The sequence below is a fragment of the Pseudoalteromonas denitrificans DSM 6059 genome (assembly GCF_900112265.1).
GTDB lineage: Bacteria > Pseudomonadota > Gammaproteobacteria > Enterobacterales > Alteromonadaceae > Pseudoalteromonas > Pseudoalteromonas denitrificans.
The window spans coordinates 1-23,971 of record NZ_FOLO01000070.1; the positions used below are offsets into that span (position 1 = coordinate 1).

The following is a 23,971-nucleotide window of genomic DNA, read 5'->3' on the forward strand; positions in this document are numbered from 1 at the left end:
TATCAGTCAAAATAACAGAAGGAAATGTAGATGATAGAGTACCAGTTCCAGAGATGGTCACTCACTTATCAGGAAAACTATATGGCGATAAACGTTATTTAGGAAAAGCATTAGCGGGAGAGTTATTGGAAAAAGATGTTGAAATAATCACCAGAATGCGAAATAACATGAAGAAGAAAGCAATGTCACTATGGGATAGAGCGATGTTAAAAAAGCGGTTCATCATTGAAACAATTAATGATCAGCTGAAGAATATATCTTATGTAGAACACTCCAGACACCGCAGTATTAATGGGTTCATGACTAATATGCTTGCTGGATTAATTGCATATTGTATTAAAGATAAAAAACCTGCACTTGATTTAAATGCAGTAGAACTTGAAATCCTAGAAAGCGAAAATATAGTCATTGCTTAACCCGATCTCAGGTTTATTAACCAAAAATACTGGGAGTTGGATTTAAGTTCGCTAAGTTTGGAAATATATTCGCGAGTTCATTTTTTGGTACATCAAACCAAAGGCCCAATGCCGATGCATATTTTTCAACGGACTGCCTTGGGATCAATCGGCCACTTCCAGCAACGGGTAAGTCACCAAAAATTTGCTGTCCTTGCACTCCAGTGTAAACAACCCTGTTATATAATGTCATAAAAATACTTTAAAGGCTGAGTTACAACTGAATTAAAAAATTATGCTGGGCTGATTTGTTACCTATCGCTTCTAGCTTTTTGATATCAGTTAGAAGAACATATTCATATTCATATTGCGTATTTACCTGTATTTTTAATACCTCTTGATAATTCATTTTATTAATATCTATTGCTGTTCCATAATATTTTTTATTGCTGTGCGTCGTAATCTTTATTTGGCTACGACGCATGCATACAATTTCAAAATAATCATGGGCATCACAGGTAATGATTTTTGCCATGGATTACTTCCCTTACTTTATAACTGAATAATACTATGACCTTGGTTTTCTATATTCTGTTTCACTTGTGGATTTGCAATTTCACTATGACAAAAATGGCATCGACTTTGTTGAATATTATCAACTTCAACCCCTAAACTTGCTAAATGACGTTCAGCAAATTCTTTTACATTGCTCACATTCTCTTCATTTACTAGAACATCAAAATGTATGTATTGTCCTGACTTAGTATTAACATGGGTATCATAAATATGGATTTGCATTATATCTCTCCTAATTATTGGCTTTTACCAGGTAAACTTAAGTCACCTGAAGCAATGTCAAAAACGTCCTTTACACATAATAATGGCGCATGAAGTTGCTGATTTATTTTTAATCCAGCGGTTACCCCATCAAATGAAAAGCTGTCACTAAAATCTACTGCAGATAAGGGCACTTTTACTAATACTTCTGAACCATCTAAGTTAAAATCAAAACCTGGACTATCAATAAACAATGGTAAATTTGGCCAAGTAATAGGTAACTTCGGTGATGAGCCTTTAACAATATCTTTAACCTTTAATGCACCTTCACCGCATGCATTATCAGGTACAAGTACAACCCAATGGCTATGCCAATAAATACCATCATTTGTTTTATCCCCATCATTATCTTCATCATATAGAGGCGTATCATCAAAATCAGGGTGGATCGTTAACGCAAGCGCTAAAATACCTTGATCAGCCTCAAAACCTACAACGGAACTATTTAATGACGTTGGCCAAACATAACTAAATACATCTGCTCCGGCTAGCTGCCCTTTCTTTTGTGGTTGTTTGCTACCGGCTTTATCTTTCACCAACTGCTGAAAAATAAGATGTGATCCCTGAGTTGTTACTTTGGCATGCACAATATCGAATTCCGCTGCAACATTTGGTGATACTGCTGCTTGAATATGCCCCTGATGTTTATTGTGAGCATAACTATTAGCGGCCATTAATACTGAACTTAGCGCTGTTGCAATAAATATTTTTGACGGTTTCATTAAAATTTCCTAAATCAATTATTGTTTCGACTCGAAACTGCATTTAGTTAATCATACTAAATCTATGCTTGTCAAATATGTTTTGACTCGATACTATTAAAATATGAATGATGAACTTTTTAATTTAATTGAACGTTTGGCTAATTTATTGCGCCAAGAAACACGCTTAGAAGGGCTCAGTTTAGGTTTACAACCTATTCAGCAGGAGGCTTTGTATTATTTGTCTACATGTAACCGTTATTCAGATACGACACTTGCTGTCACTGAGTTTTTAGGTTTAACCAAAGGAACTGTGTCACAATCTTTAAAAGTATTAGAAAATAAATCTTTAATTATCAGACAAAAAGATGAAAAAGATAAACGAATCACTCACCTTAAAGTAACTAACTCAGGCCAAGCATTTTTAGCGAAAACCTGTCCACCACAAAAATTTAGTTCTGCGGTGAAAAATCTATCCACTCATGAACAAGATGAAACAAAAGACTTGTTATACAAGTTGCTCAACAACTATCAAGAAGTCACTGGACGTACAGCCTTTGGAGTTTGCAAAAACTGTAAATTTAACCAAAATACACCTGAAGGTATAAGGTGTGGATTAACCTTTGAAACTCTCAGCCTTGATGACGTTAAGCTCATTTGCAAAGAGTATTCAACTTAAATTAAAGCGATATATAATGAGGAATAGATGGAACTAACAAATGATAGAATAACGCTTTTACCATTAGATCAATCTGATTGGGAACTCTTTAAAGCACTCAACCAAAATCCAAAAATTATGGAACACCTTTATGATATTTTATCATTAGATGAAATCAAAAATACCTTCAAGAACCGCACTGCACCAATAACGCAAAAAAGTGATGCCTGGTGTTTCAGTATTAATGATAAGTTTACGGGTGAGAAACTAGGTAATATCGGCTTAAAAATAACCCCCCCTGAAGCAGGCGTTGCTGAAGTTGGCTTTATGCTCAAAGAAGCGGCACACGGAAAAGGTTACGCAACTGAAGCGTTAAATTTAATAAAAATATATGCCTTTAATTCATTAGGGATCAAAAAACTTGCTGCGATTTGTTCGACAACGAATACAGGCTCATATAAATTATTAGAAAAATCAGGGTTCACCCGTGAAAAATTCTTACCTAGAAATACCGTCATTAATAACCAAGATATTGATGATTATATTTATGGCTTAGAGAAAAATACGTTTATTAAAATCGAGGGAAATCTTTAAAAGTCTCGAGCGCCTTTTAAAATAAAACCTTGCAATAATTGCTGAACTGAACCTTTAGTTTCATCAAAAAAAGAAATACCAAAATGATAATTATTTTTGATTTTTCTAATATTTTTAACAATGCCGTGTAAGTTATGACTATGCATTGTCGTATTATCAGTAATGATTATATTCACCTCTATATTTTTTAAATCATCTAATAATTCACTTGTAACAAAACAACAGCCATTGCAGGAAATATCTTCAATTTCACCATTAACATCTGATGTTTCCCAGCGCATTTTTGCTGCCAAATCCATATTAAACCTAGGCTCTTTTCTGATCAATTGCAGTTGAATTGATTCAGGTATGCTTGTTGCCAACATTGGAAATGGTGCCGGATATAGCCTTAAAATAGTTGTTTTAAACGACAATATAATGCCTTCACCTTGGGTTGAAACAGCTTTCACATTTATTATATTTCCTTCAGGTAGAAAGCTGGAGCAAACAATATTTTTTGATTTTGGAAACTGAAATAACAAAGCATGATTAACTTGCAGACCAATATAAGTTGATTTTAATTGCACTTTTGATTCAGTTGAATGACAAATATCAAACACAACTTTTGTACTAATTGGTAATAATTGCAGCCCTTTATCTGCTGTTAATCTTGTTGGTGCTGAATTAGGTTCTCTTTCACTTGCTGAATATTGATAAATAGGCATTCAAAATTCGTTTTAAACATCAAAGTAAATTAAGTGTAGAACAAAAATGCCTTATCGTAATATTCTAAAGACACTCAAAAATAGGCCTTTACTCCAAAAAATATAATAATCCTCTTTATAAATACTGCCAGTGTTACCTTTTCGTTACCCCACATCTATTATTATTTATATCAGTTAATGTGATAACCAATACTGTGAGAGTTTTTAAATGAAAAAATATAAACATTATAAGCAATCTTTTTTAGCTTCACTACTAATGACAAGCGCTTTATTAACTGCGTGCGGTAACTCAACAGGCACAAGTTCGAACATGAATATACCCATTATACCTATCGCTCCAACAAACGAATTAGCAACACAAGTATTTAAAAACGGCCAAATTTATACGCTAAATGAACAACAAGAATGGGCCGATGCTGTCGCTATAAAAAATAATAAAATTATTTTTGTGGGCAGCAATTCTGAAGTAAATAATTATGTCGGTGCGGATACAAATATAACTGATTTAAATGGCAAAATGATGATGCCAGGATTTCACGATGTGCATATGCACCCGATTGAGTCAGCTTCTGAAAATACGCAATTTAGGATTGACGTAAATGAACAAAACCCTGAAAACTTTATTAGCATCATAAAAAAAGCTTCTCAAGATAACCCGGGGTCTGGCTGGTTGATTGGTTATGGCCACTCAATCTTTACCCTGCTTGATGCAACGCGTTCACCGTTAAACATTATTGATGAAGCTGTATCTGATCGTCCCGTTATAATAATGGAGCAAACATCTCATTCAATGTGGGTGAATTCTGTCGCTTTATCATTAGTTGGATTTACAAAAGAGACACCGCATCCAAAGGGCGGTCGTATTTTACGTGATGAAAGTACGGGAGCGTTAAATGGTATTTTAATTGATAACGCAGGTAATATTGCGATGGACTTGGCAATGGCGCCCACCACTGAAAGTTTAAGCAAAGACTATGATGGCTTAGTGAATTTTACCCTGCCAGAACTGGCAAAACACGGTATAACATCAATTAGTGATGCAAGGAGTTTTTGGCAACGGGATGATCATAAGACTTGGTTAAAAGCACAAGAAAATAAGGCACTCACCGCGCGTGTATCAGTTGGTTTATGGGCTTACCCATCAGCAGATGACATTGAACAACTAACTGATTTAAAAGCCTTATACACAAATAATTCTGAGAGTTATTTACGCTTTAATCAAATAAAACTTTATTCTGATGGCATTATTGTTAATGCAACTTCTGCAATGTTAAGCGAATATAATCTTGACTTAATTGGCATACCACAAAATAAAGGGCTTAATTATTTTACTCAGGCACGTATCGAAAAATATATTAAAGCATTAGAACCTGCAGGTTTTGATTTTCATATGCATGCCATAGGCGATAGAGGCATTAGAGAAGCATTAAATGCCGTTGAAAATGTAGGAAGTGAGCAAGGTCGCCATAGAATTACCCATGTTGAAATAATTCACCCTGATGACATTCCACGATTTGCACAGCTTAATGTGACAGCAGATGCACAAGTTGCAGGTGATTTTACAAACCCAGAACATTGGCATGAAAATGATGAATTGATAGGTAACGCAAGATCTGACAATGCAGTGCCAATAAAATCATTAGACGAAGCTAATGCACGCATTACTCTCAGTAGTGACTGGAATGTTAGCCCATTTAATCCATTTATTGGTTTGCAGAACGCTGTAACAAGAGTACCTCAAGAACTTACATTAGCAAAAGCTATCAAGGCATATACGCTCAATAGCGCTTATGTTATGCGACAAGAAGATATGGTAGGCAGTATTGAAGTTGGAAAGTTAGCTGACTTAGTAGTATTAGACCGTAATTTATTTGATATTGAACCAAATACCATAAATCAAACTCAAATTATGATCACAATTTTTGATGGCCAAGTAATATATCAAAAATAAGCTAATCTAGCCTTGTTAGTTAAAGCGTTCATATTCAGACCAATACGAGAATGAACATTTTGTATTGGTCTTTTAGTTTTCATCAATCATACTTATGTTTTAGCATTTTCACTTTGCAAGTATTGCAATATTTTTGTTGTTTTAGCACCATTAATTGGGCTGCGATATTCAGTTGTACCATCAATTTTAGTAACCTGAACTTCTAAATTTATATCAGCACCATTTTCTACTAAAAACGTCACCATTTCAAAATGTCCTGCACGTGATGCGGTGATCAATGCAGTCTCATCATTGACCACTACAGCGTCTAAGTTAGCACCGGCTTCAAAGAGTATCTCAGCTAACTCTAGATTATTTTTCATAGCCGCATTAATCAATGCATTGCCATCAATATGTGTTGCCTGATTAACATCAGCACCTAAGTTAATTAACGCTTTCACAAGCGCAATTTTATTACGCTGAACTGCAATAATAAGTGGCGTACCATCACCTTCAATATTATCATTAATCCCCATCCCACTATTTATTAGCGCTTTCACTGTATTTAAATCGTTATATCTAATCGCTTGAAGCATTAACTCATCTTTAGGGTTTTTTAAATGAGCGTTTTGTTGGTGATCTGTTACTACAATTGTAGCCTCACTATTATGTGCAATGCTAATTGCGCTTGTTGCTATTGCAAAGCAAGTGATCAGAATGGGTAATACTTTTGATGATTTATAAATTTTAGTCATTTATCTGTCTCTTTGTTAACTCGTTTATTCGTAAACTCAATTAACTATTACAAACACCATGCCAAAATTTAATCCACTGAAAATAAACAATAAAAACTAAATATTTTGATTCACCTCTATTAATCGGACGGACACCGAACTGTCCGCGGACAAATAAAAACCAACAAATGCAAATAATTATCATTTAGATGTTGACTTAAATAATGCCGTAAGTGATAATCATTCTCAACGAAACGCAGTACCTAACCTCAGACCACAAGGACGATATTTTGGCAGGATGCCATACTTTTTAGATAAAATGAAAGAACCCTGTAAACGTTAAGCAGTACGTTAAACTGTATGGCCATTGTTAGTTTAGTAGCTATCGCCCCTTGATACCGGGCTATCAATGGTCAACCCTTATTACTTGCTACATTGCTCATATCGGTGACGGTTGATATGAATTCTCAAAAAAGCCCTTACGGGCTTTTTTTTTGTCTGTAATTTTAACCAGTGAGTTAGAATATTTGTAATGAAAATAATTATCATTTAGGTGTTGACTTGGTAAACATTCTAACTGATAATCATTCTCAACGAAACGCAGTACCTAACCTCAGACCACAAGGATGGAATTTTGGCAGGATGCCATGCTTTATTTAGATTAAAAGAAAGAACCCTGTAAACGTTAAGCAGTACGTTAAACTGTAAGATCATTGATAGTCTCGTCGCTATCGCCCCTTGAGACCGGCTATCGATGATCAACCCTTATTACTTGCTACATTGCTCATATCGGTGACGGTTGATATGAATCCCAAAAAGCCCTTTCGGGCTTTTTTTATGTCTGGAGTTTTATGCATTAGGGCAAGAAACCTAACAGTCGGTTATATTCCAGCTAAATTGATTCACTCGCAAACAAATGCATTCATCTCTATTTACTAATAGCTAAACGGGTCGCTAAACCTAAAAAAATCATGCCCAAAAAACCATCTATATGACGGCCTAATTTTAATTTTTTACCAAGTACAGCACCAAATTGACTAAAAGATAATGCAAATAATGCATTTGAAAATAAGCCAATGAAACTTAAAAGCATTCCAAGGATGATGATCTGAACCGACAAAACACCGCTACCTGTTGTAAACTGAGGTAAAAATAAACTAAAAAATAATAACGCTTTAGGGTTTAATAAATTGTTTAAAAAACCTTTATTAATAAGTTGAATATTTGATATTTTTTCTAATTGCTGAAAAGTATTCTTCTGATGTTTTTTTTGCAACCAAGAACGTAGCATATTCACTCCTAAATACGCTAAATATACTGCCCCTGCAATTTTAATCGAGTAAGCAAATAATGGCATAGCTTGCATTAATTGCCCTAACCCAAAAGCCACAAGCGAGGTTTGTAACATACCGGCTAAAAATACTCCCAGAGATATCATAAAACCTGATTTAAACCCTTTTGTGGAAGAATATGACGAGATCAAAATTAAATCAGGGCCTGGTGATATTACTAAAAAAAATACCGCAGTTAAAAATAAAGGTAAAACTGATATATCTATCATTCAAGGCCCTGTTGTTTAGTATAAAAACCGCTTAGGCTACTTTACTTCTAAATCAAAAACAACACTAATAGAAGCAGAAAATTTTATATTTTCCTGCAAGTAACGACCCGGCTGAGGAGCTGAGCCTTTCATTGCACTGTGCTGCACCATTTCAGCATCTCTGTTAGCACCATATCGATATACACTATTATTAGAATTGGTATTAATGCTATAAATACGACCTAAATCAGCATCAAAAGCATGTGCTAAAGAACGTCCCTTTTCTTTTGCATTTTTAACAGCCAGTGCAATTGCTTCATCTTTTAATGCTTTTTCTTTGGAAGACTTTAATTCAATATTACGAACAGAGTTGATTTTTACACTCAATGCAAAATCAATAAACTTATTCAACTTTTTTAAGTCATTTAAAGTCACTTTTAATGTACGCCTCGCAACATAACCTGTTATTTTAGGATTCTCATTATTGCGATATGAATACCTAGGTTCAGTTGAAATACTTGATGCCGAAACATTACTTTCATCAACTTTAAATTTTTCGATTCCATCAAGTAGATTATTTACTCTCGTATCGACTTCGGTTTTGGCTGCTAAACTGGTCTTATTATTACTTTCAACATGTAAATTAATTACAGCAATATCAGGTTTAGCACTTAACTCAGCCGTGCCCGTTACTGATATATGACGGTTGTTTGGTAATTGTGTATTAGCGAGTGCTGTAAACGACATTGCCAATATTGCAATTGAGGTCAATAATTTCATAAAGGTTCCTTTTAATAATTTATATATAAATCGCACGTTGTTGTGCATCTCTTTTTTTATTTGAGTCTTCAATATTTTCAATTAACGTAATTTTTTGAATATAATTTGAAGGTAACCCTGACTCTTTAGCACCAATCAAAACATGGTTCTTATACCATGAATAGGGTTTAAGCATGGGATCTATATTGGTAGCGATATAAAGGCAGGCAATAACTTCTTGAGCCTTATCACTGCTTAAAGAAACTTGCTTTTCATCATAGCCAAAACCTAAGCCTTCAACTTTATCTAACATCGGTTTTTCAATGTCATCAATTTCAAATAATGCTCCTAATATATAATCTGAGTTATCGGCGGTATAAAATGCATCACATTTCCCTGAGCCATCTTGGCCAACTTTATGAAATCTCAAGCTATGCGCCACTAACTTAAAACAACCACACAGCTTAGCGCTGGGTGTTCTTTGTTGTAATCTAACAAGTGACATATTAGAACCATAAGCAAAATATTTCATTAATGCTTAGCCCTTAACTTTAGATTCAAAAATCTCATGCACAATACCGGATGGGTCTTTAAATGCAGCATAGCGACCTCACAGGTTTTCATTAGGAGTTGTATGAATAAATTCCACACCTTTACCTTTTAATATTTCAATTTTTTGGTCTAAATTGTGTGTTTTAAATACAAGTGTCGAATTTGACTCAAATCCATGCTGATAGTTCAGTGCTTTTTCAGTTCCTTGGCACATTACAATACTATGCTCTGCAACTTTGAAGTGAATACGAGTACCCCGCTCTTCATATAATTTTAAGCCAAATACATTAATATAAAATTATTTTGATTGCTGTAGGTTTTTTACAACTAATAACCTTTCTGTACTCACCATCATCATTAGCTTCCTAAACTTGTTTTTTCATATAACTCTCAGGGTTATCAATAACATTAAATCCGTATTTTTTATAAATACCCTGTGCATCACTGGTTCTTAATAACCAATTTACTGATTGTAGTTTTGAATGTTCAAAAATACTGTTTAATAATAATTTACCGATGCCTTGGTCACGGTACTCATCAAAAACAAATACATCCAGTAAATAAGCAAATGTTACTGTATCAGTCACAACTCGAGCAAAGGCAACTTGTTTTTCTTGAATATAAATACCAAAACACATCGCGTTTTCTATACTTGCTTTAACCTGCGCTAAACTCCTTCCTTTAGCCCAATATGATTGATTGCAAAGATAATCATGAATTTCACTTATATTCAAGCGGCTTTTATCTATTGAAACTAGATAATTGTTTATCATGTATTCCCCTTTGAACTCTGTATAAAACAATTATAAATCCAATATGCATTTTAATAACAATGAAATTATCAAAAAGATACAAAAAACTAAATGGTAAAGTACTTAAAATAATAGATATTTTAACCAAACAAGCTGAGTCTGCGTTAATAGGTTTACCCGCCTTTCACATACAATGCAATTTGATCATTTTCCGGGAAGTTTATTGGTCAGCTTTTTTTGAAAGTGAAATCCCATTAATCCAAGCACAATAATCAGAGTTCTTATGTCTAAAACAACGCTATAGGCATCTATTTAAGCTAGATATTTTAGTAATAGATGCGCGCTAGATTTGAGGTTTATTATAAATGAAAACTAAATACTTGCTCTACGATTACGTGTATTCATTAAACCTGCAGTCAGTGCGGGTAATAATTTATTCAAGATTTTATCCTGCGGTAAAGTTCTTTGCTCTGCATCTTCTGATTTACTCAGTGCATAGTTTGGCTTTGCCCCACTTTGTTGGCGATTTAACCCTGAACGAAAAGTACCAATTTCAAACTTTGCAGCACCTTTTTTAATCAAAGAAAAACCAAATGCATCTCCAAATGCCACACCTTTTTTTACTTGATACGCAGCAACACCGTTCCAGGTTGCAAGCATGGTATGTCCCCCACCACCTGGCAGTGGCTTTCTTTTAACACCAGCAACACGACTATGGCGCTCAGGCAAAATTGGTTTTTTATCTAAACGCTCGGCTAATGCTAAATATAATGTGCCACTACTCACATCAACAATGCCTAAAAAGCTATCATCAACAATACCTTGTTGAAAATTAGAAACTGCTTCTGGATGAATTGCCATCTTTTTACTCCTAATATCATATCTACACTTGTGAAGAATTGAGCTGCTAAATTCGAATCAACATAAGATTTTTTACATTAGTATCATGATTATTAGAGGGGTAAAATAGTTTGATAAAAGATGCACATTTCTTTCACAATGATGTTTGTAAAACACTCAAAGTCGCTTGCACATATTGGATTGTAATAAAAATAACACCTAATCTTAGATAATGAAGCTGCGTTTTAATACCGTGATAAGAACACAATAGTACCGTAATGATTGGCGTTAAACATAAAACTAAATTTAACTTATAGCTTGACTTCTAAACAGGGTTTCAACACTGAAAATTGAATCTTCTATATGAGTGTGTATCCCCCAGTTATTTTGTACACAAATCTTTTCAACCAAGTACAGTCCTATCCCAAATCCAAATTTTTCATCGCTTGTAGTTATATTTTTATCAAAATAATTAGATATCACCAAAGCATCTTTATCTATCGTTATTTCTATTTGACCATTACCTATATATTGGTAAGCATTACGTAAAAGGTTCGTTACTACAATTGACACTAAAATACGCTGAGCTTCAATAGGCTTATCATTTTTATTTTCGACCTTTATAATACTGCTATCTAACTCTAATTGTTCGATAATGCTATTTACCAACTCAGTTAGAGAAATCTTTTCTATTTCATTTAATATAGGTTGCTTACGCCATAATTGCAGTAAAGTTTCCGTCAACTGCTTCATATTATTATTTGCTTTTGTTACTTTTTTAAAGGTGTCTTTATCTTTGTCAGATAAGGTATTGCGCTTATTTAGTAAATCTGATGCAGCAGAAATAATAGCGATAGGTGTTCTCATTTCATGGCTTAAAGTACTTAAAAATGCCTGCTCTCGAGATAAAATCGCTTGTTCTTTCATATTTAATTCTTGCTGTTTTTGATAACTTAAAACTAAAGTCTCTGCAGTATTTTTCAACTCTTCAAAATCCAAATCATCAGGTAATTTATAGCTGTTGGTATTTTCATTGGTTAAAGCCATAACCCAAAGGTGTAAACGCCCTACTTGAGATGTGACTTTTTTATTCGTAAATATAATAAAGCCAATTACAATTAGTAAAATTAAAAGTAGGAGTAAAGTAAGCTCAATGCGCAAGATCTGACTGTGGTAACTTTGATTATTTTGTTCAAAAATATGAACAACAATAAATAGCGCTGAACGCTCTGGATTTTGGTAAAACAAAGTATAAATATACTGATTATTGTGCTCAAACAAGTATGCAGTATTTGCTTTTTGTTCTTGAGTATTAAGCTTATCTTGATACTTTTTTGGTAATTGTTCAACACCCCAATAATATTCTTTTTTACCACTATCAAACTCAAGTATGTCATCAGGAATTTGATAATATTCACTGAGTACTTGGGCTTCATATAACATATAATATTCTGTGGTATCGTCCATACCGGTTAAATTCATAAAGCTAATTAAAAAAATAAATAACACAACGAGTAAACCTAAAATACTGGCATATCTGCGCGTTAAAAACTGATTTAACGTTACACTACTTTTCATTTAATACTCTTAATGCGATACCAGCCCCTCGAATGGTATGGATCAAAACTTGCTCATTATTTATATCTATTAAGCTCCTAAGTCTAAAAACAAGCATTTTAAGCATATCTTTACTGGCCATTTGATCCGGCCAAATGACATTTTCAAGTACAACTCTGCTAACAACATTTGGACTGTGATCAGCTAATATTTTTAATAATTGCCACTGAGATGGGGATAATAAAATCTCACGATTGCCACGTATCACTTTATGTTGCTCAAAGTAAATACTTAATGTATCTAGGTTAAATATATTGCATATTTTAGTACTGCGTTGTGCCAGTACTTTTATTCTTGCTGCAAGTTCAGGTAAGTCGAAAGGTTTCGTTAAATAATCATCAGCTCCAAGTGAGAATCCAGCAAGTTTATCAGCTAATGCATCACGGGCAGTGAGAAATATAACGGGTGTATTATTCCCATTGGCTTTTATCATTTTACATACGCTAAAACCATCAAGCCTAGGCATAGAAATATCAAGTACGATGACATCATATTGATGAGCATTAATTAAATTTATCGCCATTTCACCATTATCGGCATAATCACAGTCAATACCTTCTATTTCAAGAAAGTCTATGGTCAACTGCGCTAAGTCCCGTTCATCTTCAGCAAAAAGAACTAACATAACTAAATACACCTGTATTTATGATGGATAACTCAAATGAATGTTAAAATATAAAAATCTTAAAACTTCATTCTCACTCCAATTTTCGCTAAAGATTTATTGCTACTAATACCTTCATATTGATCTGAGGTTCTATTAACATATTCAGCGGCTAAATACACATCTAAATTCTGATTGAAATTATATGTGATTTTGCTTTTAATCGCTTTACTAACGTCTTTTTGCTCTCCGAAATAAATATAATAATCTGAGTAATCAAATGTTAGATTGATATATGTTAATGAGACTTTTATATCTGACGTTAATGAGTAAACTGCTGCAGCAGAATATTTTATACCTGTATGGTCTGAACTTTCAAATTCAGGGTCTAAATATGGAATATCTTCTTGCGTATCAGAATAATCAAACTTTGCTAACAACAACAACCTATTGTTTTTGAATAATTTTGACCATTTAATTGATATATTTTTGGTCCGGCTATCTACTTCATCAAAAAAATAATAAAAGTTTTCTCGCTCTATCATAGATTCTTTATAATTTCTTTGTAACCATTGCAGACCAAGCTGCCAACTTCCTAAATCATTAAGATAAGTGAAATGCGTATCTATACCGTGACTTTTAACTTGTGTATTTCCATCTCTTTTTAATACTCGATAATGAACTAATGCACCCAAGCCAAATTGATTGTTTATTTTTAACGAAATAGCTGAATCAGCCTTAATTTGAAATTTACTATAAGTTTGAAAGTCGAGGTTATTGATACTTTTAATATTTAATGTATTTGACCATTTTACTTTTGAAGGTGAATTAAAACTATATTCATGGAATAAATTTAACCGAGTTTCAGTGAATCTGCTGCCTTTATCTATTGCATCAAGATTATAAGTGCCATCGTTTTCAAATAAAAAATTACCTTCTACATCGTATACACTGCCATCACCAGCAACGATTAATAAAGTCCCATCACTCAACTCAATTGTATCTGAGTCATAATAAGGGTCATCTTCAAGAAAATAATCTCCAAAGCTAAAACGTACATTATCATCATAACCTATTGCAAATTCAACATTACCATCAAAAGAATGACCTTTATCTAATTTAGTATCAGCCTCTTTATCAGATGAATGTGCTAATTTATTTTTGATAGCTTGGTGTTTTAAATTCTCAATATTCTGTCTTACATTTTCAGGTAAGCTATCTATTGAAAGTACTTTATCCAATTCAGTAATCGCATTGTCATTTTTATTCAAAGCAATGTAAACATTAGCAAGCTCTACTCTTGCTCTGTGCAGCTGATTATTTTTAGATAATAATTGTTCAAATGTTTTTTCTGCTTTATGCCATTGTTTATTTTCAACCTCATTCATAGCTTGAGAAAACAGTTCATCTATTATTTTGTCATGCTCTTGCTCTGCGCTAGACAAAAACGTGATACTCACTAAAAATAGGTATAAATAAAGTTGATTAAAATTCAGATTCATTACTAAGCTCCTGTTTTACTTCAGCTTCCATTGCCTCTAATTCAGCCATCATTTGCTTAATATTTTTTGGTTTAGGTATTTTACTCGTTATTATTTTTTCTTTATTTTTTTTCACTAGCACACCATTTACATCATTTAACAAATTACTTTTATCTAATTGATTTAACTTTTGTTCTATATCTCCTTGTATGCCTACACCATATTTAGGCTGAGTCGGCATTTTTTTATTCCAATCGTCCCATTCACTAACACGTTTTTTACTAACCAAAGAACTAGCAGCTTTTTTTGGGTTACTTTTATCTTCATTTTTTTCAGTATTTGCATAACTAATGAATGCGTTACATAAGAAAAAAATCAAAATGCAATTTGTTGTTATACTTTTTATAAAATGCAACATATTTAGGTTAATTAATAACATAATTAACCTCTTCTTCATCTGCGATTTGAACTAAAGGGAAGTGTAATATAAAGCGCGCGCCCCCCCATGGATTACACACAACTTCGATGCTTGCGTTATGTTGTAAAGCAACTTGTTTTACAATGGCTAAACCTAAACCATATCCACCAAATTCATTATTTCTACTACTTTCAGCACGATAAAATGGGTTAAATAATTCAGGTATTGTGCTTTCATCTAGGCCACAACCATCATCATCTATCATTATTTTAAATGAGCTCACCTCTTTAAATACACTGATTTTAATTTTCGTTTTAGCATACCTACTGGCATTGCTTAATAAATTATCTAATAAACGATTAAATAGCGCTTCATTAACATCAAGTAAGTTGGGTGGCGATAGTTGTGTATCAATTTTGATAGATAATTCAGGGTAAAGTAATTGTGTACTTTGAATTTGAGACTCTAATACACTGATAAGATCAACTGATTTAAAGTTGATATTTTGCTGTAATGTCAGTTTTTCATAGGTTAGTAATTCATCAATTAACAATCCCAACTGTTCAAGATCGGCATAACATCCCATCAATGCAGTATCATCATCAGCAAGGTGTTCTGATAACACTTCTAATCTAAAGTGCATTTTTGCAATAGGTGTTCTCAAATCATGAGAAACCGCCCTGATCATATAAGCCTTTTCACCTAATAATTTTTCAATTCTTTGAGCCATGTTTTGCACTTTTAATGTAAGCTGCGCAATGACATTACTGTCTGTTGCTTGCTCATTTATTGGTAAGTGACTTGGACTGATTGCATCAACTTTGTCTTGTAATTTGTAAAGTTGATACGATAAATGTTTAATAATAAAAAAGACACTTATAGCGATTAATAAAAGCGAAAAAATAAAAAATGAAATGACGATTTTTACGGGATAAGGCTCAAAAAACGCTATGGCTCCCATTACCAGCACATCTGCAGACTTTCCCCAAGGTGCATAAACATTGATAGATAAACCGCGTCCAAATTGTTTATTCCATTCAATTATAGTCTCACCTCGGTCTAAACGTTCAAGCTGTCTACTATCAAAATTCAAATCTTGACGTCTACTACGATAAACAGGGTAACTAAAAGACTCGCTTATTTTATCAAATACTTCTTGTCTTTCGCTTGCATCAAAGCGCCCTATTTCATTAAGTAATAAAAATGCCGTTGCTGTCGCAATTTGCTCAGTAAATGTTTCAAATTTAAACTCAAATAATTCATTGCTGGTATTTAATTTTTGCTGAATCACAAAGTATTCTAATTCTTTATTTTTTTGATATCTGGAAATAGGTATTATTGGTTGGTCTTGTTTTGATTTGTCTAAAGGTCTTATGGATAAATCTGAATTTAATAATGAAGCAGACAAAGATAACCAACGCTGTTGATTTTCACCTTTTTGTCTATCTATTCCCGACTTCAGTAAAGAGACTGTACCCGACATTATGTCTTGTAGATGTGCTTGGTAACGATATTGATTTACAGAATTCAAAGCATAATATGATAATAACAACACACCAAATATGCTGAATAAAATGACACTATAAATTTCCCAAAAAAGACGTTTCAAAAATACATTCACTTATAAAAAAAGATTTATCGCATAATACTTCTTAAAGGGCATTATTTGATAACAACTCTATATAAGTATATCTTTGTAAAAAAACGTACGCTACTTTTTTAATCGTGGATATATTAGCAAGCTTAACATTCCTAATATATCCACACCGTTTAAAATCTAAAACTTCCAAGTATGCTGATTGTTTTTTATATACTTTTGAGCCATTAATAACGCGGGATCTTTACCATTTATACCTGTATCTGCAGGCGTCACTTTAATATGTGGAACAAAATCTTCTCGATAAGTATTATTCATATGAAATAAACGTTCGAAACCCACTTCAAGCCAAGTATTACTGTGTGTCAGTTGTACAGTTTTAATGCCTCCCAGAAGATCTGCCATCTCAGAGCCAATCACCGTTTTTGCGCCAATCGCATCAAAACCAATTGTCATCCCTTCACCCATACTACCTGTCCAACGACCTGCCAATACAACAATGGGTTTATTATAATGAGGCTTTGTTGGTTCCACATAAGCTTGTTGCATTTGCGCATTGCGATATGACGTATTTTCTTCTTGTACTTGATATTGCTGATAAGGCGTTTTAGTTTTTACAAAATGTCCTAAGATAGGTTCTGCTACGCCAGTATTGCCCCCGCTTGGTGTATTTCGTAAATCAATAATCAACGACTTAGTATCAACTAATTCAGTCAAAGCGTGCTTAAAAGCCTCTACGGTTTTCATATTACCCAGAGCATTATTAAAACGTATGTAGCCAATATCATTTAATTTTTTATAAGAAAGTGTTGGACCATTATTTAAATCATTAATAGATTGATAACTTGGCGCTAAATTAAATGACTGAGTGCTATTATTAATTTTTAATTCAAGCATACGCGTTTTATGGCGCTTACCACCTAGGCTTACATTTAATCCATAATTAATTTGTGCAGTATTTAGCTTTTCAAATGATTTTCCAAAAACTGACTCTACAGCGGCTCTAACAGGCAAACTATCAATCGTGATAATTTCAGCGCCTGGGCGAATACCCGCACTATCAGCTGCAGCTTGTGCTTTAACATCTTCAATAATAAATTTTTCATTTTGATATAACCCCCACAAATCTGAACCTGTAGGAGAGACACTAAAGTCATTTTCATCATAGGGCCCTAAATTTAAATGTGGGTCGTAAAAATGGCGAACAAACTGTTGCGCGATATCAGCAAAGTCTTTTTTATTTTTTGCACTTAACGCCCTTAATTCAAACTCTTTAATGAGTGCTATAACATCAAAATTGGCTCTATCAATATAAGCATATTGCGATTTTACAGTGGTATTTAATTCTGCCCAAGCCGCTTTTGAATTAAATTCAGGTTTAGCTTCTACAAAACAGCCACCAGCAAAAATATTGGTAACTATCAAAGGCAATACAAGTTTATTATTCATAATGTCCATTTTTTATTGTTATTACAAACTCACAGTGTGTTTCATTTAGTACTTTAAAAGCAACAAGGTATCACCAAAATGTATTAGAATAAATTTTACCTTAATAATTAAAATCATTTTCATTAAAAATATTGGTACTATAATTACGACACGACATTTTGTTATTATTTTATAACAAACTCATTAGGATTTTAGATATGCATTACACACTCTTAATCTCTATATTTTTAATCTCATTTTTTGCCGATTCATCCGTTTTTAAGTGTGACATAAATGGGGTTCTTACTTTTAGCCAATTTCCGTGCTCTGATAATGCCCAGCAAATCGAAATTAAAACCCCGAAACCTTCAGCAAACAATAAAACACTCTCGTCAGAGCAAACTCACTCTGAAATAGATAACTTTATTCAACTACGCCAAATTGAAAAAAAAATGACAAAAAGTGACAATCTCATTAGAAGTTATCAAGATAAAATGACTGAAGAAGTCAATACCTTAAATAATAAATTAACACATATCGCTAAAAAGCCTAGTGGTGATTTATACGATTTCAATCAATCTGATGCTATCGCTAAACAATTGAATAATGTTATTTCAAGATACAATTCATTAATAAATGTAGAGCAGCAAAAACTCATCAGACTCTCAGCACAAAAACAGCATATAAAAAGCTCTAAGGTGTTTTTAGATAACAACTCGACGAACGAAGCACAACTAACCGATAAGTTTATTAAAATGAGTAAAATAGAAAACAAAATTCGAATTCATGAAAATAAAATTCGCACCTTCCAGCAAAAAATGGACTTAGAATTAAAAGCAATAGATGCACATTTATCAACAGCTCATGTAAATGCAGCACAACAAAATTCATTTACGATACAAATGACAGCTATTACTGCCAACTATAATACTCAAATTAACATTCAACAAAAACAAATCGACAGGCTAATAAATGAAAAAGCGTTTATTAATCGATAATAAAACTTTTAACACTTAATTCAATACAATTAACTAAAAAGTAAACATACACTTTATTGTATCCAAAATACTTGAAACTATATTTAAATTATTTATAATGTTGAAATTAGAAAGGATTTCTAATAAGCCATAAAAATAAGGGAATAATGCTTATGTCAATTATTAAATATACCGCGCTCATTTTATGCTTCTTAAGTTTTGACGTTTTTTCAAATTTAAATCTCATTAAAGACTGCCATAATTGTAATGAAGATGGATATATCAAGACAGCAAAATCGGTTATTTCAAATGGAGCAAAAGTTGTTGTATTTGATGCCATAAATAAACAAGTCAGACTGTATAAAATCACTCAACAAAGCGTAGATGATAATATTGATGAAATAACAGCGACTTCACTTGCCGTACCACAAGAAATAATAACATCTTATTTAGAAGCTATGGTACATAGAGAAGCTTATTTGAATGATATTAAAAATGATTTTGGCACTGACACTACAAGCTTAGATCAAATAGATTCAAACACTTTATTTGTATTACTCTTTAAAAATAACCTATTAACTTTTAATACCACTAAACCAATTAATACCTACAACTTCATGTTAACTTCTTTTATTAGGCGACAGACATATGAAGCAATGACATCTAAGTATCCTAACTACTTTAAATTCATTACCAGTTGGCACCAAACAATTTCAGCTGTAAACACCTCGGTAGGTGACAGTTTTAGTGCATCTGAAAACCTCAACCCATTGGCAGTTAACTCAACTTTAAATTTTAAAGACGGCTCTTGGGTGCGTATAAAATATAATAATGAAGACAAAACCATTGAAGTATTAAACGGTGTAGATGTCGCAGGCAATGACATACCTAGTAAAGCTATCTCAAACATAGGAGGTCAATATGCAATTGCTGGTACAGAGCATTATAATGATTTTAAAGACTACCTATCGCATTTATGGGTAGTGACATTTATAGATAGCAAGATCAGTGACACTAAAGCATGTTCAGTAAGTTGCAAGCCATCTAGCACTTCAAAGTTCATATGCACACTCAACTGTCGATAGCACACATTCCCAGAGGTTTGTTAAAAATTTAAAAAATAAAATGCTTACGAGGCTGCACTATCCAACAACGTAAGTCATTTTTGTTTTTTGAGTTATGTAAGGCTATTGAGTTTAAGTAACATTGTTTTCAGTTGCTGATGCGAAAATTCAGTTAACGGCAACAGTGGCTTTCTCGGCCCACCAATGGGAGTGCCTTGGATTGAGAAGCCAGATTTAACCGCTGCGGCTAAACCCGAGTGCACAATAAATTCAAGAAACTCATATTGCTGATAAAACAACTCTCTAGCTTTCTCGTTTTCACCTTGTTTAACAGCATCAAATAAATATTTAGGTTGTTTTCCAATTAAACAGGGTGCCGCTGTACACCAGCCGCTCGCTCCTGCATTAAGTGCTTCTAGCGCCATATGATTACAACCATTAAAGAAGGGGATTTGACCGTTCGACAGATTATAAATTTTATGCATGCGCTGAATATCACCAGAACTCTCTTTTATCATGCAGGTATTTTTAATGTTATTAACCATCTTCAGCATAAATTGCGGTGACATATCAATACCGCAGGTTGCCGGGTTGTTATAAATCATAATGGGCAAAGGTGTTGCATTTGAAATACTCTCATAATGTCTAAAAAGTTCATCTTCGTCTAACTGGTAATAAGAGAACGGTGAAACCATGATCATGTCGGCACCTATTTCATAAGCATACTTAGCACGTTTTACTGCCTGAGCCGTGGTTAATTCGGCAATACCAATCACAACAGGTACTCTAGAGTTAACATACTTCACTGTATATTCAGCTACTTTTTGCCATTCTATTTCAGTTAAATAGGCAGCTTCGCCTGCGCTACCTAATGCAGCAATTGCATCTACCTCTGCTGAAAATAAAGTATCTATAACCTGTGCTAAATTTTCAAAATCCACATGGCCATTTACATCGCTAAACGGTGTGACTGGGTAGCCAATAATACCTGATACATTCATCTTTTTTTCCTTATATACAATCAGTATGAGTTTTGAGTGCTTGTCTTGCGTAATACGCAAAGTTCACTTTATTTCGCTTATCAGTAGAAACCCAATCGTGAGCTTCTTGGGCTAATTTATCAGGCAGTGGTTTAATTTTTCCGGCAGACATTGCCAGTATTTGTAATTTAGCGGCTCGTTCAATTAAAATAGCCAAATTACACGCTTCTTCAATGGTTTTACCTGTGACAAGCTGACCATGGTGAGCAAGAAATACCGCTCTATTTTTTCCTAAAGCCTTAGAAATAAGAATTCCTTCCTCGTTACCTACAGGTACGCCCGGCCAATCGGCTATAAACGAGCAATCGTTATATAGTCCACAGGTATCCATTTGAGAAATAATCAGAGGCACTTTTAACATTGCTAATGCTGCGATATAAGTGGGATGGGTATGAACAATACAGTTAACTTCTGGATGCTCTTTATAAATCCAGGTATGAAAACGATTAGCCGGATTCGCCATCCCTTTTCCATCTAATGGCTTAAGGTCATGATCAACTTCCATCAAGCCATCAGCGGTAATTTCATCAAAACCTAAACCAAACCTCTGGGTTAAGAATGTATTTGGCTTGGCTGAACGACTAGTGATCTGCCCAGCAAGACCTGAATCATGGCCTTTATCGAATAAAATACGACATGTTAACGCCAGCTTTTGACGCTCAGTTAAATTGATGTCTTCAATGATATTGCTCATATCTGTTTGTGCACTATTCATTAGTTCTGCTTTACTCAAGTAAGCTGTTTTCATTATAAACTTCTCCATAACTTTGTTTTTCATTAAGAACTAGGGCAAGATAGCAATGAACTGGATCACTAATAACATCCAGTTTAACTATTTTTAATGGTCCAGAAATAAGGGGTGATATGTTAAGACCTTGGCAAACTCAGTTTTGGCTAGTAGACAGTACTGGTACAACATTTCATACAAAATTAATAAATCAGCTAATTGCAGATATTAAGAGTGGGCGTCTCGCTGGCGGAACTATGTTGCCAGGCTCACGTGCTTTAGCTAATCAATTAGACGTTAACCGAAAAACGGTTCAACAGGTATACGAAGAATTAGAATCTCAAGGCTGGTTAGTCAGTAAACCTAGGCGTGGTACGTTTATTTCAAATATGCTGCCAGAACAAGGATTATCCGAAGAAAATAAACTCTTAATTAATAACGCACACAAAACCAAACCCCCTTCTAGTCTAGTAAAAAATATTTATCAGGATTCATTTCGTTCAGGAAATAACATATCTGATGAAAATGACGGGATCCCAGATACTCGACTGATCCCCTATAAAATACTTGCCAGAGCATATAGAAGAGCATGCATTAGCTTAAGTCGTCATTCAAATTTAGGTTATGGAGATCCCAGAGGAACAAAAGTACTACGAGATTCAATCCAAAAGATGTTGACTAGTGATAGGTTTATGAATTGTTCTGTTGATCAGATTTGTATCGTTCGGGGCAGTCAAATGGGAATATATCTAGCATCTAGGGTATTAGATTCAAATAAAGGTGCTATTGTTGTAGAAGAGATGTGTTATGCACCGGCAAAAGCAGCATTTGAAGCGAACGGCTTTAAAATATTAACTTGTAAGTTAGATCACAATGGTTTAAATGTTATCGCATTAGAAAAACTATTAGCGCAACATCAGGTAGCAGGAATTTATATCACCCCTCACCATCAATATCCTACAACAGTATCTTTACCTATGGATAGAAGGCTGGCCTTACTCAAACTATCAAAGCAGCATCAATTTTTTATCATAGAAGACGATTATGATCATGAATTTCATTATGAAGCAAAGCCCATTCCCCCCCTAGCAAGTCTGCCTAATTCAGAAAATGTTGTGCACATTGGCTCAATGTCAAAGGTATTTGCGCCAGGCTTGAGACTAGGTTACCTAGCTGCCGATAAAAAATTTATTGAAAGAGCAGCGCAAGAAATTGTCCTTATCGACAGACAAGGAAATACGATAACAGAGCATGTACTTGCAGACTTAATGGAGTCTGGTGAAGTAAAGCGGCATATTCGTAAAACTCGAAAGCAATACCAAGCAAGAAGGAACTTTGCAGCCAATGAATTCTCTCGAGTATTTAGCGATAATATTTCATTCAATTTACCTACCGGAGGGATGGCGCTTTGGGTAGACATTTCAAAACTTGTTGAAGGTAAAGAAATATCCAACTTACAGCACAAAGACGTAAACTTAAGTACACTTTTTTGTGATCACTCAGCAAAGCCAACTCACATTCGCTTTGGTTTTGGTGCACTTAACGAGCAAGAAATAACACAATCATTACAAAAACTATCGCAAATATTACTGCAATGACATAAATGAATTTAATCTACTAACATAATAACTTTGCTATTGTTTTATGCTCAGACAGATGACACTGAAAAATGCTTCCTTGTGCTGCATCTTTCATATTTATGCTGCCGTTAGTGCGTCAAGCGAAGCTTGATGCATCTTGCAGGGTGCAAGTCCCTGTCGGGTAAGGTTTAGCCAACCACCCGTATCGCGTGTTGCGCCTATGGCGGAGCTTGTTTTTCAAGCGAACAAGATAGGTGAAGCGTACACAGAGAATTATATAGGCCATAGGGGATACGTGTCCCTTAAGTGCTGGTATCGCTCCGACAAGTACAGTCTGACTGACGAGGTTTGTAACGCCATCGAAGTCCAAGCAAAGCAACCGTTATTCAACGCACATGAAAGGGCAAGGTTGTGGCGAGTCAGCGGAGTTATTAAGCCGTGG

27 protein-coding genes are annotated in these 23,971 nt (G+C 34.0%); 8 read left to right on the forward strand and 19 right to left on the reverse strand.

What is annotated here, in order from left to right:
• A partial coding sequence (locus BM088_RS24190) for a transposase (RefSeq protein ID WP_143085151.1) occupies positions 1–416 on the forward strand: 416 nt, incomplete at its 5' end.
• A 16-nt stretch (positions 417–432) separates the two neighbouring features.
• Here the strand turns inward: BM088_RS24190 and BM088_RS24195 are convergent.
• The 4 genes from BM088_RS24195 to BM088_RS24210 are packed head-to-tail and all read right to left on the reverse strand — an operon-like array spanning position 433 to position 1,954.
• Positions 433–648 carry a hypothetical protein gene (locus BM088_RS24195; protein WP_091990991.1) on the reverse strand — a complete coding sequence of 72 codons (216 nt, stop codon included), beginning with the start codon at positions 646–648 and terminating at the stop codon, positions 433–435.
• Between the two features lie 21 nt (positions 649–669).
• Entirely contained in the window at positions 670–930 is a 261-nt protein-coding gene (locus BM088_RS24200; protein ID WP_091990994.1) for a Rho-binding antiterminator, read from the reverse strand.
• Positions 931–947: 17 nt separating this feature from the next.
• The gene (locus tag BM088_RS24205; RefSeq protein ID WP_091990996.1) at positions 948–1,193 is read right to left on the reverse strand and encodes a DUF2024 family protein; all 246 of its coding nucleotides are present in this window, start codon (positions 1,191–1,193) and stop codon (positions 948–950) included.
• 14 nt (positions 1,194–1,207) lie between these two features.
• Entirely contained in the window at positions 1,208–1,954 is a 747-nt protein-coding gene (locus BM088_RS24210) for a hypothetical protein (RefSeq protein ID WP_091990999.1), read from the reverse strand.
• 103 nt (positions 1,955–2,057) lie between these two features.
• On the opposite strand from BM088_RS24210, the gene BM088_RS24215 reads away from it, so the two are divergent.
• Positions 2,058–2,612 carry a MarR family winged helix-turn-helix transcriptional regulator gene (locus tag BM088_RS24215; protein ID WP_091991001.1) on the forward strand — a complete coding sequence of 185 codons (555 nt, stop codon included), beginning with the start codon at positions 2,058–2,060 and terminating at the stop codon, positions 2,610–2,612.
• A 27-nt stretch (positions 2,613–2,639) separates the two neighbouring features.
• On the forward strand, positions 2,640–3,185 hold the full coding sequence (locus BM088_RS24220) for a GNAT family N-acetyltransferase (protein ID WP_091991004.1): 546 nt from the start codon (positions 2,640–2,642) through the stop codon (positions 3,183–3,185).
• On the opposite strand, the gene BM088_RS24225 is transcribed toward BM088_RS24220, so the two are convergent.
• Complete coding sequence (locus BM088_RS24225) at positions 3,182–3,889, reverse strand: PilZ domain-containing protein (RefSeq protein ID WP_091991007.1); 708 nt, start codon at positions 3,887–3,889, stop codon at positions 3,182–3,184. The two genes, BM088_RS24220 and BM088_RS24225, sit on opposite strands and share 4 nt — an antisense overlap.
• Positions 3,890–4,097: 208 nt before the next feature.
• Here BM088_RS24225 and BM088_RS24230 point away from each other — a divergent pair, with 208 nt between their 5' ends.
• Positions 4,098–5,840 carry an amidohydrolase gene (locus tag BM088_RS24230; protein ID WP_245763912.1) on the forward strand — a complete coding sequence of 581 codons (1,743 nt, stop codon included), beginning with the start codon at positions 4,098–4,100 and terminating at the stop codon, positions 5,838–5,840.
• Positions 5,841–5,932: 92 nt separating this feature from the next.
• Here the strand turns inward: BM088_RS24230 and BM088_RS24235 are convergent, their stop codons facing one another.
• From BM088_RS24235 to BM088_RS24255, 5 genes are all read right to left on the reverse strand, one after another.
• Entirely contained in the window at positions 5,933–6,574 is a 642-nt protein-coding gene (locus tag BM088_RS24235) for an ankyrin repeat domain-containing protein (RefSeq protein WP_091991009.1), read from the reverse strand.
• Between the two features lie 907 nt (positions 6,575–7,481).
• The gene (locus BM088_RS24240; protein ID WP_091991012.1) at positions 7,482–8,114 is read right to left on the reverse strand and encodes a LysE family translocator; all 633 of its coding nucleotides are present in this window, start codon (positions 8,112–8,114) and stop codon (positions 7,482–7,484) included.
• Positions 8,115–8,150: 36 nt separating this feature from the next.
• The gene (locus tag BM088_RS24245; protein WP_091991015.1) at positions 8,151–8,873 is read right to left on the reverse strand and encodes an SIMPL domain-containing protein; all 723 of its coding nucleotides are present in this window, start codon (positions 8,871–8,873) and stop codon (positions 8,151–8,153) included.
• Between the two features lie 19 nt (positions 8,874–8,892).
• Positions 8,893–9,384 (reverse strand): gamma-glutamylcyclotransferase family protein, encoded by a 492-nt coding sequence (locus BM088_RS24250; RefSeq protein ID WP_091991017.1) that lies wholly within the window; start codon positions 9,382–9,384, stop codon positions 8,893–8,895.
• Positions 9,385–9,769: 385 nt separating this feature from the next.
• Complete coding sequence (locus BM088_RS24255; protein WP_091991019.1) at positions 9,770–10,177, reverse strand: GNAT family N-acetyltransferase; 408 nt, start codon at positions 10,175–10,177, stop codon at positions 9,770–9,772.
• A gap of 59 nt (positions 10,178–10,236) precedes the next feature.
• Here BM088_RS24255 and BM088_RS24260 point away from each other — a divergent pair, with 59 nt between their 5' ends.
• Positions 10,237–10,428, forward strand: coding sequence for a hypothetical protein (locus BM088_RS24260; protein ID WP_091991021.1), 192 nt, complete (start codon positions 10,237–10,239; stop codon positions 10,426–10,428).
• Between the two features lie 100 nt (positions 10,429–10,528).
• Here BM088_RS24260 and BM088_RS24265 read toward each other — a convergent pair whose 3' ends face one another.
• The 7 genes from BM088_RS24265 to BM088_RS24295 form a co-directional block, all read right to left on the reverse strand.
• The gene (locus tag BM088_RS24265; RefSeq protein ID WP_091991024.1) at positions 10,529–11,017 is read right to left on the reverse strand and encodes a hypothetical protein; all 489 of its coding nucleotides are present in this window, start codon (positions 11,015–11,017) and stop codon (positions 10,529–10,531) included.
• Positions 11,018–11,302: 285 nt separating this feature from the next.
• Positions 11,303–12,574, reverse strand: coding sequence for a sensor histidine kinase (locus BM088_RS24270; protein WP_091991027.1), 1,272 nt, complete (start codon positions 12,572–12,574; stop codon positions 11,303–11,305).
• Positions 12,564–13,238: a response regulator transcription factor gene (locus tag BM088_RS24275; RefSeq protein WP_091991030.1), complete on the reverse strand. Its 675-nt coding sequence runs from the start codon at positions 13,236–13,238 to the stop codon at positions 12,564–12,566. The genes BM088_RS24270 and BM088_RS24275 overlap by 11 nt, the downstream gene beginning before the upstream one ends.
• Before the next feature lie 59 nt (positions 13,239–13,297).
• The gene (locus BM088_RS24280) at positions 13,298–14,719 is read right to left on the reverse strand and encodes a tetratricopeptide repeat protein (RefSeq protein ID WP_091991032.1); all 1,422 of its coding nucleotides are present in this window, start codon (positions 14,717–14,719) and stop codon (positions 13,298–13,300) included.
• Positions 14,703–15,137: a hypothetical protein gene (locus BM088_RS24285; RefSeq protein WP_091991035.1), complete on the reverse strand. Its 435-nt coding sequence runs from the start codon at positions 15,135–15,137 to the stop codon at positions 14,703–14,705. The genes BM088_RS24280 and BM088_RS24285 overlap by 17 nt, the downstream gene beginning before the upstream one ends.
• Positions 15,124–16,725, reverse strand: a complete 1,602-nt coding sequence (locus BM088_RS24290; protein ID WP_091991037.1) for a sensor histidine kinase — start codon at positions 16,723–16,725, stop codon at positions 15,124–15,126. Before BM088_RS24290 ends, BM088_RS24285 begins: the two co-directional genes overlap by 14 nt.
• A gap of 168 nt (positions 16,726–16,893) precedes the next feature.
• Positions 16,894–18,162: a S41 family peptidase gene (locus BM088_RS24295; RefSeq protein ID WP_177208166.1), complete on the reverse strand. Its 1,269-nt coding sequence runs from the start codon at positions 18,160–18,162 to the stop codon at positions 16,894–16,896.
• A 197-nt stretch (positions 18,163–18,359) separates the two neighbouring features.
• On the opposite strand from BM088_RS24295, the gene BM088_RS24300 reads away from it, so the two are divergent.
• Both BM088_RS24300 and BM088_RS24305 read left to right on the forward strand, forming a co-directional pair.
• Positions 18,360–19,139, forward strand: coding sequence for a DUF4124 domain-containing protein (locus BM088_RS24300; RefSeq protein WP_091991043.1), 780 nt, complete (start codon positions 18,360–18,362; stop codon positions 19,137–19,139).
• Between the two features lie 152 nt (positions 19,140–19,291).
• Positions 19,292–20,203, forward strand: coding sequence for a hypothetical protein (locus tag BM088_RS24305; protein ID WP_091991046.1), 912 nt, complete (start codon positions 19,292–19,294; stop codon positions 20,201–20,203).
• Between the two features lie 92 nt (positions 20,204–20,295).
• On the opposite strand, the gene BM088_RS24310 is transcribed toward BM088_RS24305, so the two are convergent.
• Both BM088_RS24310 and BM088_RS24315 read right to left on the reverse strand, forming a co-directional pair.
• Positions 20,296–21,183 carry a dihydrodipicolinate synthase family protein gene (locus BM088_RS24310; protein WP_091991048.1) on the reverse strand — a complete coding sequence of 296 codons (888 nt, stop codon included), beginning with the start codon at positions 21,181–21,183 and terminating at the stop codon, positions 20,296–20,298.
• A 10-nt stretch (positions 21,184–21,193) separates the two neighbouring features.
• The gene (locus BM088_RS24315) at positions 21,194–21,970 is read right to left on the reverse strand and encodes an aldolase (protein WP_091991051.1); all 777 of its coding nucleotides are present in this window, start codon (positions 21,968–21,970) and stop codon (positions 21,194–21,196) included.
• Between the two features lie 116 nt (positions 21,971–22,086).
• Between BM088_RS24315 and pdxR the strand changes: the two genes are divergently transcribed.
• The gene (gene pdxR / locus BM088_RS24320) at positions 22,087–23,547 is read left to right on the forward strand and encodes a MocR-like pyridoxine biosynthesis transcription factor PdxR (protein WP_091991054.1); all 1,461 of its coding nucleotides are present in this window, start codon (positions 22,087–22,089) and stop codon (positions 23,545–23,547) included.
• The last annotated feature ends 424 nt before the right edge of the window (positions 23,548–23,971 follow it).

Bases quoted from the DNA above. Each gene is read 5' to 3' on its own strand.
- BM088_RS24195 (WP_091990991.1), bottom strand. From the start codon at position 648: ATGACATTATATAACAGGGTTGTTTACACTGGAGTGCAAGGACAGCAA.
- BM088_RS24200 (WP_091990994.1), bottom strand. From the start codon at position 930: ATGGCAAAAATCATTACCTGTGATGCCCATGATTATTTTGAAATTGTA.
- BM088_RS24205 (WP_091990996.1), bottom strand. From the start codon at position 1,193: ATGCAAATCCATATTTATGATACCCATGTTAATACTAAGTCAGGACAA.
- BM088_RS24210 (WP_091990999.1), bottom strand. From the start codon at position 1,954: ATGAAACCGTCAAAAATATTTATTGCAACAGCGCTAAGTTCAGTATTA.
- BM088_RS24215 (WP_091991001.1), top strand. From the start codon at position 2,058: ATGAATGATGAACTTTTTAATTTAATTGAACGTTTGGCTAATTTATTG.
- BM088_RS24220 (WP_091991004.1), top strand. From the start codon at position 2,640: ATGGAACTAACAAATGATAGAATAACGCTTTTACCATTAGATCAATCT.
- BM088_RS24225 (WP_091991007.1), bottom strand. From the start codon at position 3,889: ATGCCTATTTATCAATATTCAGCAAGTGAAAGAGAACCTAATTCAGCA.
- BM088_RS24230 (WP_245763912.1), top strand. From the start codon at position 4,098: ATGAAAAAATATAAACATTATAAGCAATCTTTTTTAGCTTCACTACTA.
- BM088_RS24235 (WP_091991009.1), bottom strand. From the start codon at position 6,574: ATGACTAAAATTTATAAATCATCAAAAGTATTACCCATTCTGATCACT.
- BM088_RS24240 (WP_091991012.1), bottom strand. From the start codon at position 8,114: ATGATAGATATATCAGTTTTACCTTTATTTTTAACTGCGGTATTTTTT.
- BM088_RS24245 (WP_091991015.1), bottom strand. From the start codon at position 8,873: ATGAAATTATTGACCTCAATTGCAATATTGGCAATGTCGTTTACAGCA.
- BM088_RS24250 (WP_091991017.1), bottom strand. From the start codon at position 9,384: ATGAAATATTTTGCTTATGGTTCTAATATGTCACTTGTTAGATTACAA.
- BM088_RS24255 (WP_091991019.1), bottom strand. From the start codon at position 10,177: ATGATAAACAATTATCTAGTTTCAATAGATAAAAGCCGCTTGAATATA.
- BM088_RS24260 (WP_091991021.1), top strand. From the start codon at position 10,237: ATGAAATTATCAAAAAGATACAAAAAACTAAATGGTAAAGTACTTAAA.
- BM088_RS24265 (WP_091991024.1), bottom strand. From the start codon at position 11,017: ATGGCAATTCATCCAGAAGCAGTTTCTAATTTTCAACAAGGTATTGTT.
- BM088_RS24270 (WP_091991027.1), bottom strand. From the start codon at position 12,574: ATGAAAAGTAGTGTAACGTTAAATCAGTTTTTAACGCGCAGATATGCC.
- BM088_RS24275 (WP_091991030.1), bottom strand. From the start codon at position 13,238: ATGTTAGTTCTTTTTGCTGAAGATGAACGGGACTTAGCGCAGTTGACC.
- BM088_RS24280 (WP_091991032.1), bottom strand. From the start codon at position 14,719: ATGAATCTGAATTTTAATCAACTTTATTTATACCTATTTTTAGTGAGT.
- BM088_RS24285 (WP_091991035.1), bottom strand. From the start codon at position 15,137: ATGTTATTAATTAACCTAAATATGTTGCATTTTATAAAAAGTATAACA.
- BM088_RS24295 (WP_177208166.1), bottom strand. From the start codon at position 18,162: ATGAATAATAAACTTGTATTGCCTTTGATAGTTACCAATATTTTTGCT.
- BM088_RS24300 (WP_091991043.1), top strand. From the start codon at position 18,360: ATGCATTACACACTCTTAATCTCTATATTTTTAATCTCATTTTTTGCC.
- BM088_RS24305 (WP_091991046.1), top strand. From the start codon at position 19,292: ATGTCAATTATTAAATATACCGCGCTCATTTTATGCTTCTTAAGTTTT.
- BM088_RS24310 (WP_091991048.1), bottom strand. From the start codon at position 21,183: ATGAATGTATCAGGTATTATTGGCTACCCAGTCACACCGTTTAGCGAT.
- BM088_RS24315 (WP_091991051.1), bottom strand. From the start codon at position 21,970: ATGAAAACAGCTTACTTGAGTAAAGCAGAACTAATGAATAGTGCACAA.
- pdxR (WP_091991054.1), top strand. From the start codon at position 22,087: ATGTTAAGACCTTGGCAAACTCAGTTTTGGCTAGTAGACAGTACTGGT.